Genomic DNA, 9890 nt, shown 5'->3' with positions numbered 1-9890 from the left:
GCGCGACCCCGTACACCGGCGCCCCCGCCCGCCGTGCGACCTCCATCCACACCACCGACAGCAGGATCGGCAACCCGCGCCGCCGCGCCAGCACGGCGTGCAGCAACGAGCTCTCCAGACGCTGGTAGTCCGCGGCACAGCCGCGGAACCCGCACCGCTCGCCCAGCAGCTCGGACAGCGCCTGGGCCCAGGCCCGCGGCCCGCCCGGCCGGTACGGCAGCAGCCCCGCGAGCCGGTCCAGCTCGATCTGCGCCGCGTCCATGCCCGCCTCGTCCAGCGTGCCGTCGGCCTCCGCGCCCACCAGCAGGCACAGTGCCGCCAGGTCGGGCCGCTCGGACCGCGCCTCCTCGGCGAACCGGCGGCGCAGCTCGGCGGAGCGTTCGGGCGGCGGGGGATAAAGGGGGCGCATAGCAGCCTCGTGTCCTTCCACGGCGATCGCTACGACCGACCGGAGCCGGAGTTTCCGGACACGGCCGCCGCGCCGGGCGCCGCCCCCGGACCGGAGCCCGGCGCGCGGTAGTGGTGGTACGCGTGGTGCGCGGAGAAACCCAGCGCGCCGTACAGCGCCCGCGCCGCCGCGTTGTCGGTCTCGACCTGCAGCCAGGCCGCCGACGCCCCCTCGTCGAGGGCCCGGCGGGCGAGCGCGGCCAGCACGGTGGTGGCCAGGCCGCGCCGCCGCAGCGCCGGATCCACCTCGACGGCGGCGAAGGACGCCCACCGCCCGTCGACGACACACCGCCCGATCGCCGCGGGCACACCGCCCTCGCCGGGCACGCTCGCGAACCACACCGACGGTCCGCCGCCCAGCACCTCCAGGGCCACCTCGCTCACCCCCTTGCGCCGGTACCGCGCAAGCCACGCCTCGTCGGCCGTGCGGGACAGCACGACCCCGGAGCCCTCGGCCCGGTCCGCGACCGGTGCGAGCGCCCCGGTCCACAGCTCGGCACTCACCTCGCGCACCCAGCCCCGCCGTTCCAGCTCCGCGCACAGCAGTTCCTGCGTGCCCTCGGCGCCGGTGGCGGTCTGGACGTACGCGGGCAGGCCGCGCTCGCCGTACCAGCGTCGTACGGCGGCCAGCGCCTCGTCGAGCGGAAGGCCCGGGTCGCCGAGCGGCAGCACCGAGTTGGCCCGCCGGGTGAACCCGCCGGCGGCCCTCAGCTCCCACTCACCCAGCCGCTCGCTCTCCACCGGCGGCCAGGCCCGCGCCGCGACACGCGCGAGCTCGTCGTACGTGGCGGCCGGACCCCGGCGCCGGGCCGGCGCAGTCGTCACGTGGCGCGGAGCGCCTCCTTGAGGGGTGGTGGTCGGGCGGCGGGCGGGAACGACCTTGCCCGCGACCAGGGAGGATTCCGCGATGCGAACGCTCTCCCCGCTCTTTCGTGTGATCACCAACACACCGTTGTCCCACGACGTGAGAACGCCGACCGTGTCGGTGAACCTCCCGCCCGGCGTGCCGGGTTCGCCCAGGCGCCGTACGGAGACCCGTTTGCCCACGTCAGCGGCGGTAATACGGACCTCGAGGCGCCCTGCAGCCGATATTTCCACGGGTCTGTTCACCCCTCCTGTTCGGATCATGCCCCGGAACGGAGATACTAGGGGCGGGCATCGACGACGCCGCGCTCCCGCGCGCCAGGCGGCGGAGCCTGTGGAGGCCCGCCAGCGCCCTATCGAGGAGGAACGACAGCGTGACCTACGTCATCGCGCAGCCTTGTGTCGACGTCAAGGACAAGGCGTGCATCGAGGAGTGCCCGGTCGACTGCATCTACGAGGGCCAGCGGTCCTTGTACATCCACCCGGATGAGTGCGTCGACTGCGGAGCCTGTGAGCCGGTCTGCCCGGTCGAGGCGATCTTCTACGAGGACGACACTCCGGAGGAGTGGAAGGACTACTACAAGGCGAACGTCGAGTTCTTCGACGAGCTCGGCTCTCCCGGCGGCGCCAGCAAGCTCGGGCTGATCGAGCGCGACCACCCGATCATCGCCGCGCTGCCGCCGCAGGCGTAACCAGTCGTCAAGCGGCCCGCACACCGCGCCGCCTCGGTCCCGTACGGCCTGATCGCGCCCAGCGCTCCGACCGCCGCACGGGACCGAGGCGTTTGCCGGAGCAGAAAGTGAGCCTGATCCCCGTGTCCGCAGTCTCCGACCGGCTTCCCACGTTTCCCTGGGACAAGCTGGAGCCGTACAAGAAGACGGCCGCGGCCCATCCGGACGGCATCGTCGACCTGTCGGTCGGCACCCCGGTGGACCCGGTCCCCGAGCTGATTCAGAAGGCGCTGGTCGCGGCGGCGGACTCCCCGGGCTACCCCACCGTGTGGGGCACGCCCGAGCTGCGCGACGCGATCACCGGCTGGGCCGGGCGCCGCCTCGGTGCGCGCGGGGTCACCCACCGGCACGTCCTGCCGGTCGTCGGCTCCAAGGAACTGGTCGCCTGGCTCCCCACCCAGCTGGGCCTGGGCCCCGGCGACAAGGTGGCGTACCCGCGCCTGGCCTACCCCACCTACGAGGTCGGCGCCCGCCTGGCCCGCGCGGACCACCTCGTCTACACGGTGACATCAGGCGCTGACGCGCCGGGTCCGACGGACCTGGACCCGACGAACCTGAAGCTGCTGTGGCTGAACTCGCCCTCCAATCCCACGGGCAGGGTCCTGGGCAAGGAGGAGCTGACCCGGATCGTCGCCTGGGCCCGCGAGCACGGCGTCCTCGTCTTCTCCGACGAGTGCTACCTGGAGCTGGGCTGGGAGGCGGACCCGGTCTCGGTGCTCCACCCCGACGTGAACGGCGGCTCGTACGACGGCATCGTCGCCGTCCACTCCCTCTCCAAGCGCTCCAACCTGGCCGGCTACCGCGCCGCCTTCCTGGTCGGCGACCCTGCCGTCCTCGGCCCGCTGCTTCAGATCCGCAAGCACGGCGGCATGATGACCTCGGCGCCCACCCAGGCGGCGGTCGTGGCCGCGCTGGGCGACGACACCCACGTCCGCGAGCAGCGCGAACGCTACGCGGCCCGTCGTGCGGTGCTGCGTGAGGCCCTGCTGAACCACGGCTTCCGCATCGAACACAGCGAGGCGAGCCTCTACCTCTGGGCCACGAGGGGCGAGTCCTGCTGGGACACGGTCGCCCACCTGGCCGACCGGGGCATCCTCGTCGCCCCGGGCGACTTCTACGGCACGGCGGGTGCCACGTTCGTACGCGTGGCCCTGACGGCCACGGACGAGAGGGTGGCAGCGGCAGCGGCAAGGCTGGGCGACGGCTCGCGCTGACGCGCGCCAATGCCTGGTCTTGGTGGCGCGGAGCCAATGTCTGGTCGTGGTGGCGCGGCGCTAATGCCTGGTCGTGGTGATGCGGACCGAGCCCGCGTCCCGCTCCGCCCCGGCGGCTCCCCGCGTGCTCGCCGCACGCCACCGGCCGTCGGTCGTCCCCGCCGTCCACTCCCGGCCGGCGTACGAGACCCGCTCGATGCGCAGCGCGGAGGCGTTGGCCACCGCCCAGTGCGCGAGCTGCCACCCCCGCTGTCGGGCACTGCGCCCGGCGGCGGCCGTGTCGGCGGGCACGGGCAGAGTCACGGTCCGTCCCCCGGCGCTCGAACCCGAGCCCGAGCCCGTGGTCCGGCTGGGCGTGGGCGCGGGCGACGGGTCGCCGCCGCCCACCTCCGCGCCGGCCTCCTGCACCACGTCCCGTCCGAAGTCCCGTACGAGCGCGGAGCGCACCGCGTCCGGACCGGTGGTGGCACGGGTGACACCGGGGCGGCCCAGGCAGGCCAGCGTGGCCGTGGAGCGCCCGGTGAGCGCGGCGGCGAGCAGCGTCGCGTCCGGCTCGTGCTTGGCGTACGCCTGCGGAAAGCCGCTGAGCTGCACCCGCTGGGCGGCCACGGTGAGCGGCAGCCTCGTGTAGCCGGGGACCTTGGCCAGGTGGTCGTAGAAGATCCCCGCCGAATACACCGGGTCCATGATCTCCTCCGGCGTGCCCCAGCCCTGCGAGGGCCGTTGCTGGAACAGGCCGAGCGAGTCCCGGTCGCCGTAGTCGATGTTGCGCAGGGCCGACTCCTGCAGCGCGGTGGCCAGCGCGATGGTCACCGCGCGCTCGGGCATGCCGCGCCCGGTGCCCACGGCCGCGATCGTCGCCGCGTTCACCGCCTGCTCCGGTGTGAACCGGTACGAGGCGCCGTCCTCCTTGCCGGAGACGACCTCGCAGGCCGGGCCCCTGGTGTGCCCGGTGAGGTACTGCATCGAGAGGTAGCCCGCGAGCGCGAGCAGGACGACGAGGGCCGCCCCGAACCGGAGGAGGCGGCCACGACGCTTGGGGGAGGGGGACGGGTCGCGCACGCCTACAAGGTACTTGAGACAGCAGGGACTGCTGAGGCCGGTGGGGGCAAATGGCGGCAGCGCGGGAACGGTTCGGCGGGTTAGGGTCGACGGCATGGCCGATACCCCGCTTGACCTCACGCTGGACGCCGCGCGCCTGACCGCGCGACTGGTCGACTTCCCCTCGGAGAGCGGCACGGAGAAGCCGCTGGCCGACGCGATCGAGGGCGCGCTGCGCGAACTGCCGCACCTGACGGTGGACCGCTTCGGCAACAACGTGGTGGCCCGGACGGACCTGGGCCGGTCCGAGCGGGTGATCCTGGCCGGCCACATCGACACCGTCCCGATCGCCGGCAACGTGCCCTCCAGGCTGGACGAGGACGGGGTGCTCTGGGGCTGCGGCACCTGCGACATGAAGTCCGGCGTGGCGGTGCAGCTGCGCATCGCGGCCACGGTCCCGGCCCCCAACCGCGACCTGACCTTCGTCTTCTACGACAACGAGGAGGTCGCCGCCGAGCTGAACGGCCTCAAGCACGTCGCCGAGGCGCACCCGGAGTGGCTTCAGGGCGACTTCGCGGTGCTGCTGGAACCGTCCGACGGCGAGGTCGAGGGCGGCTGCCAGGGCACCCTGCGGGTGTTGCTGAGGACGAAGGGCGAGCGGGCCCACTCGGCGCGCGGCTGGCTGGGCTCCAACGCCATCCACGCCGCCGCGCCGATCCTGAGGCGCCTGGCCGAGTACGAGCCGCGCTACCCGGTGATCGACGGCCTGGAGTACCGGGAGGGCCTGAACGCGGTCGGGATCTCCGGCGGGGTGGCGGGCAACGTCATCCCCGACGAGTGCGTGGTCACGGTCAACTTCCGCTACGCCCCGGACCGCACCGAGGAGGAGGCCGTCGCCCACGTCCGCGAGGTCTTCGCGGACTGCGGGGTCGAGGAGTTCGTGATCGACGACCACAGCGGCGGCGCCCGGCCGGGCCTGAACCACCCGGCCGCGGCGGCGTTCATCGAGGCGGTCGGCGGCACCCCGCGGCCCAAGTACGGCTGGACGGACGTCTCGCGCTTCTCGGCGCTGGGCATCCCCGCGGTCAACTACGGCCCCGGCAACCCGCACCTGGCGCACAAGCGGGACGAGCGGGTGGACACGGCCAGGATCCTCGCGGGCGAGGAGCGGCTGCGGGCCTGGCTGACGAGCTGACCGGTGCCGCGAGGCGGCCGCGAGGCGGCCACGAGGCGTTTCATGGCGGACAAGGCCGACGTCCCCCGCCGGTAACGCGCGTGGATCTACGCTGAGGCGGAACGTTCAGCACACGGAGGGAGCGCACATGCCCACAGGCAACCCCGAGGGAAAGAAGCAGCCGCCGGACGAGCAGCGCCTGGGGCCGGTCCTCCGGCGCCGGGGCCAGGTCCAGCCGAGCACCACGGACCAGCGGCTGCTGGACGAGCGCGCTCCCAGCGACTGGGTCCACACGGACCCCTGGCGTGTCCTGCGCATCCAGTCGGAGTTCATCGAGGGCTTCGGCACGCTCGCCGAACTCCCGCCCGCGATCAGCGTGTTCGGCTCGGCCCGGACCCAGGTGGGCACCCCGGAGTACGAGGCCGGGATCCGGCTGGGCCGGGGCCTGGTCGAGGCGGGCTTCGCGGTGATCACGGGCGGCGGCCCGGGCACCATGGAGGCGGCGAACAAGGGCGCGCTGGAGGCCGGAGGCCTCTCGGTGGGCCTGGGCATCGAGCTGCCCTTCGAGCAGGGTCTGAACCGCTACGTCGACATCGGCCTCAACTTCCGCTACTTCTTCGTCCGCAAGCTGATGTTCGTCAAGTACGCGCAGGGCTTCGTGGTCCTGCCCGGCGGCCTCGGCACCCTGGACGAACTCTTCGAGGCCCTCACCCTCGTCCAGACCCAGAAGGTCACCCGCTTCCCGATCGTCCTCTTCGGCACCTCCTACTGGGGCGGCCTGGTCGACTGGCTCACCCACACCCTCATCGCCGAGGGCAAGGCGGCAAAGGCGGACCTGACCCTGTTCCACGTGACGGACGACGTGGAGGAGGCGGTGGCCCTGATGTCGAAGGAGGCGGGCAAGTAGAGGCGGGCAAGTAGAGGCGGACAGGCAAAGGGCGGAAAAGCCCTACGCCAGCCCCCGTCGGGCAACCGCCGGCGGCCGGTGCCCCGCTATGGACGCCACCATGTCCACCACCTGCCGGGTCTCGGCAACCTCGTGCACCCGGTACACCTGCGCCCCCAGCCACGCGGACACCGCGGTCGTGGCCAGTGTCCCCACCAGCCGCTCCTTCACCGGCTTGTCCAACGTCTCGCCCACGAAGTCCTTGTTGGACAAGGACACCAGCACCGGCCACCCGGTGGCGACCATCTCCCCCAGCCGCCGGGTGGCCTCCAGGCTGTGCCGCGTGTTCTTCCCGAAGTCGTGCCCGGGATCGATCAGCACCGACTCCCGGGGCACGCCCAGCGCCACCGCCCGCTCGGCGAGCTCCACGGTCGTCCGCAGGATGTCGGCCATGACGTCGTCGTACGCCACCCGGTGCGGCCGGGTCCGCGGCTGCGCGCCGCCCGCGTGCACGCACACCAGCCCGGCCCCGTACCGCGCCGCGACCTCGGCGAGCCGCGGGTCCACCCCGCCCCACGCGTCGTTCAGCAGATCCGCCCCCGCCTCGCAGACCGCCTCGCCGACGTCGGCCCGCCAGGTGTCGACGCTGATGACCACGTCGGGGAACCGCCGCCGCACCTCGGCGACGAAGCCGACCGTCCGCCGCGCCTCCTCCTCGGCGGTCACCTCCTCGCCGGGCCCGGCCTTCACCCCGCCGATGTCGACGATCGCCGCGCCCTCGGCGACCGCCTGCTCCACGCGCGCGAGGGCCGGCTCGTCACGGAAGGTGGCCCCCTGGTCGTAGAAGGAGTCCGGGGTCCGGTTCACGATCGCCATGATCACCGGCTCGTGCGTGTCGAACTCACGCCTGCCCAGCCTGAGCATCCCCTGTGACCTCCTTGTACGTCCCGGGTACATCCCGGTCTTCGACCGCCTGAGACCCTAACGGTCAGCGTCGCATGGCACGATCGGACCCACACGCATACGACAGACTCCGTGGGGGCCCAGCGATGGTTATGTTCCTGTTCCTGGTCGTCGCGCTCGCCGTCGTGGTCGCCGCGGTGACCCTCGCGGTGGTCGGCGGCGGTGAGGGCACCGGACCGCTGCCCGAGGCCGCGCCGGAGCGGTTGCGGGACCCGCTGCCGCCGGACCGCCCGGTGAACCGTGCGGACGTGGAGAGCCTGCGCTTCCCGCTCACCGCCCGGGGCTACCGCATGGCGGACGTGGACGACGCCCTCAGCCGTCTCGGCGCCGAGCTCGCCGAGCGCGACGCGCGGATCGCCGACCTGGAGTCCGCGCTGGCCGGCGCCCGGGCCGCCGCCTCCGTACGCCTGACCAAGCCCGAGCCGGAGGACCAGCGGTGACGGACGGCGTGGCGACGGCCGGTGCCGCGGTCGCCGGTCCGGACGGGGCCCTGCGCTGCCCCTGGGCGCTGTCCGCGGCGGACTACGTGACGTACCACGACGAGGAGTGGGGCCACCCGGTCCACGGCGACGACGCGCTCTTCGAACGCCTCGCGCTGGAGGCGTTCCAGTCCGGCCTGTCCTGGATCACCGTCCTGCGCCGGCGCCCCGGCTTCCGCGCCGCCTTCGCCGGCTTCAGGATCCCGGCGGTGGCGGAGTTCACGGACGCCGACCGCGAGCGCCTGCTCGCCGACCCGGGCATCATCCGCAACCGCGCCAAGATCGACGCGACCCTCGCCAACGCGCGCGTGCTCGCCGACTGGTCCCCCGGCGAGCTGGACGCCCTGATCTGGTCCCACGCCCCCGACCCTGCCGGCCGCGGGGTCCCGAGGACCCTCTCCGAGGTCCCGGCGCTCACCCCCGAGTCCACGGCCCTGTCCAAGGCCCTGAAGAAGCGCGGGCTGCGCTTCGTCGGCCCGACGACGGCGTACGCCCTGATGCAGGCGTGCGGCCTGGTCGACGACCACCTCGCGGACTGCACGGCACGCCGCCCCTGACCTCGACCGGCAGGGGCGGCACCGGGAACGGGCGGGTCAGCGGCCCAGGTACTTCGGCTTCTCCTTGTTCACGAACGCCTGTACGGCGATCGTGTGGTCCTCGGACCGCCCCGCCCGTGTCTGGAGCTCGTCCTCCTTCTCCAGGGTCTCCTCAAGGGAGTGCGTCAGGCCGTACGCCACCGACTCCTTCAGCGCCGCGTACGCCACCGTCGGGCCCCCGGCCAGCGCCCGCGCCACCTTCTCGGCCTCGGTCCGCAGCTCGGCGGCCGGCACGATCCGGTTGGCGATGCCCAGCTCGTAGGCCTCCTGCGCGGTGATGCTGCGCGGGAAGAGCAGCAGGTCGGTGGCCCGGGAGGGGCCGACCACCCGCGGCAGGGTCCAGGAGATGCCGGAGTCGGCGGTGAGCGCGACCCCCGCGAAGGACGTGTTGAAGGACGCCGTGTCCGCCACGATCCGGTGGTCGGCGGCGAGCGCGAAGCCGAAGCCCGCCCCGGCCGCGACCCCGTTCACCGCGGCGACCACCGGCTTCGGCGCGTCCGCCAGCGCCCGCACGATCGGGTTGTAGTGCTCCCGCACGGTGCGCATCGTCTGCCCCGCCCCGGTCTCCCGGTCGGCGGCCAGCAGCCCGATGTGCTCCTTGAGGTCCTGGCCCACGCAGAACGCCCGGTCCCCGGCGGCGGTCAGCAGCACCGCGCGTACGGCGTCGTCGTCCGCCGCGGACCGGGCCGCGTCCCGGAGGGCGACCTTGGTGGCGACGTTCAGCGCGTTCATCGCCTCGGGACGGTTCAGCGTGATCGTCGCGAGCCCGTCGCTCACCTCGTAGAGCACGGTGTCGGTCATGGGGCATCCCCTCCGGTGTCGCCGCTGTGACGTACCGCTGTACTGATCGCCGTACTGGTTGCCGTACTGGTCGCTGTACTGGTCGGTACGTTCTTGTCCGAAGGACAGCATGACGGAGATCGTCGGCCGCGGCGCGAGGTGGACGTGTGACCTGCGTCAAAGAATTTCGGGGGGTCCGCCACCGTCGGGTGTCCGCGCGGGCGCGCAGTATCGCAGTCACATCGCCGAATTGAGTGGTTTTGCTCGCGCGCGTTGCCCAAGCGATGCCTACTGATGTTGGTCATCGGGTCCTGGGATGCGGGATAATGGCTGGGAAGCAATGTGTTCGATGCCGGTGACGCGTGTCCTGGCCCGTTCCGGACAGGGATCACGTACGTGCCCTCACGGTGGGTCGTCGGCTTTGACGATGAGCTGGGTTTCAGGAAGGGGAACGAGCATGGCGGCCATGAAGCCGCGGACGGGTGATGGCCCGCTCGAGGTGACCAAGGAGGGGCGGGGCATCGTCATGCGCGTTCCGCTCGAAGGCGGCGGTCGGCTCGTCGTCGAGCTGACCCCTGACGAGGCCGACGCGCTCGGCGACGCCCTCAAGAAGGTCGTCGGCTGACGCGCGGGCGACCACAGCCTTCAGCTGCCCCGGCATCGTACGCGGTGCCGGGGCAGCTGCTTGTCAGGGGGTGGGGGCGCGTCGCCGGCA

The 9890-nt window shown here is 72.9% G+C and carries 12 protein-coding genes; 7 read left to right on the top strand and 5 right to left on the bottom strand.

Annotated elements, in window-relative coordinates; genetic code table 11:
• Together C1I97_RS23510 and C1I97_RS23505 are read right to left on the bottom strand one after the other, a co-directional pair.
• Nucleotides 1–409: transglutaminase-like domain-containing protein (locus tag C1I97_RS23510; protein ID WP_220040854.1), on the bottom strand; the 409-nt coding region annotated here is incomplete at its 3' end.
• Between the two features lie 29 nt (nt 410–438).
• Nucleotides 439–1545, bottom strand: coding sequence for a GNAT family N-acetyltransferase (locus tag C1I97_RS23505; protein ID WP_111005174.1), 1107 nt, complete (start codon nt 1543–1545; stop codon nt 439–441).
• Nucleotides 1546–1685: 140 nt separating this feature from the next.
• Between C1I97_RS23505 and fdxA the strand changes: the two genes are divergently transcribed.
• Both fdxA and C1I97_RS23495 read left to right on the top strand, forming a co-directional pair.
• Complete coding sequence (gene fdxA, locus C1I97_RS23500) at nt 1686–2003, top strand: ferredoxin (RefSeq protein WP_073947263.1); 318 nt, start codon at nt 1686–1688, stop codon at nt 2001–2003.
• A gap of 122 nt (nt 2004–2125) precedes the next feature.
• Complete coding sequence (locus tag C1I97_RS23495; protein WP_111005176.1) at nt 2126–3256, top strand: bifunctional succinyldiaminopimelate transaminase/glutamate-prephenate aminotransferase; 1131 nt, start codon at nt 2126–2128, stop codon at nt 3254–3256.
• A 60-nt stretch (nt 3257–3316) separates the two neighbouring features.
• Here C1I97_RS23495 and C1I97_RS23490 read toward each other — a convergent pair whose 3' ends face one another.
• Nucleotides 3317–4318: a heavy metal transporter gene (locus tag C1I97_RS23490; protein WP_111005173.1), complete on the bottom strand. Its 1002-nt coding sequence runs from the start codon at nt 4316–4318 to the stop codon at nt 3317–3319.
• 94 nt (nt 4319–4412) lie between these two features.
• Here C1I97_RS23490 and dapE point away from each other — a divergent pair, with 94 nt between their 5' ends.
• Both dapE and C1I97_RS23480 read left to right on the top strand, forming a co-directional pair.
• Entirely contained in the window at nt 4413–5492 is a 1080-nt protein-coding gene (gene dapE, locus C1I97_RS23485; protein ID WP_111005172.1) for a succinyl-diaminopimelate desuccinylase, read from the top strand.
• A gap of 127 nt (nt 5493–5619) precedes the next feature.
• Complete coding sequence (locus C1I97_RS23480) at nt 5620–6378, top strand: TIGR00730 family Rossman fold protein (protein ID WP_111005171.1); 759 nt, start codon at nt 5620–5622, stop codon at nt 6376–6378.
• A 42-nt stretch (nt 6379–6420) separates the two neighbouring features.
• Here the strand turns inward: C1I97_RS23480 and folP are convergent, their stop codons facing one another.
• Nucleotides 6421–7281: a dihydropteroate synthase gene (folP, locus tag C1I97_RS23475; protein WP_111005170.1), complete on the bottom strand. Its 861-nt coding sequence runs from the start codon at nt 7279–7281 to the stop codon at nt 6421–6423.
• A gap of 125 nt (nt 7282–7406) precedes the next feature.
• On the opposite strand from folP, the gene C1I97_RS23470 reads away from it, so the two are divergent.
• Nucleotides 7407–7760 (top strand): DivIVA domain-containing protein, encoded by a 354-nt coding sequence (locus C1I97_RS23470; RefSeq protein WP_111005169.1) that lies wholly within the window; start codon nt 7407–7409, stop codon nt 7758–7760.
• The gene (locus C1I97_RS23465; protein ID WP_258382708.1) at nt 7757–8356 is read left to right on the top strand and encodes a DNA-3-methyladenine glycosylase I; all 600 of its coding nucleotides are present in this window, start codon (nt 7757–7759) and stop codon (nt 8354–8356) included. Before C1I97_RS23470 ends, C1I97_RS23465 begins: the two co-directional genes overlap by 4 nt.
• Nucleotides 8357–8392: 36 nt before the next feature.
• Here C1I97_RS23465 and C1I97_RS23460 read toward each other — a convergent pair whose 3' ends face one another.
• A complete protein-coding gene (locus C1I97_RS23460) occupies nt 8393–9196 on the bottom strand; it encodes an enoyl-CoA hydratase/isomerase family protein (RefSeq protein WP_111005168.1) in 804 nt (267 codons plus the stop codon).
• A gap of 436 nt (nt 9197–9632) precedes the next feature.
• On the opposite strand from C1I97_RS23460, the gene C1I97_RS23455 reads away from it, so the two are divergent.
• The gene (locus C1I97_RS23455; protein ID WP_003966491.1) at nt 9633–9800 is read left to right on the top strand and encodes a DUF3117 domain-containing protein; all 168 of its coding nucleotides are present in this window, start codon (nt 9633–9635) and stop codon (nt 9798–9800) included.
• The last annotated feature ends 90 nt before the right edge of the window (nt 9801–9890 follow it).

The organism is Streptomyces sp. NTH33, assembly GCF_003236365.1.
Lineage (GTDB): Bacteria > Actinomycetota > Actinomycetes > Streptomycetales > Streptomycetaceae > Streptomyces.
Note: the sequence above shows the minus strand (reverse complement) of the source record. Positions and strands in the feature narration are given on the sequence as shown.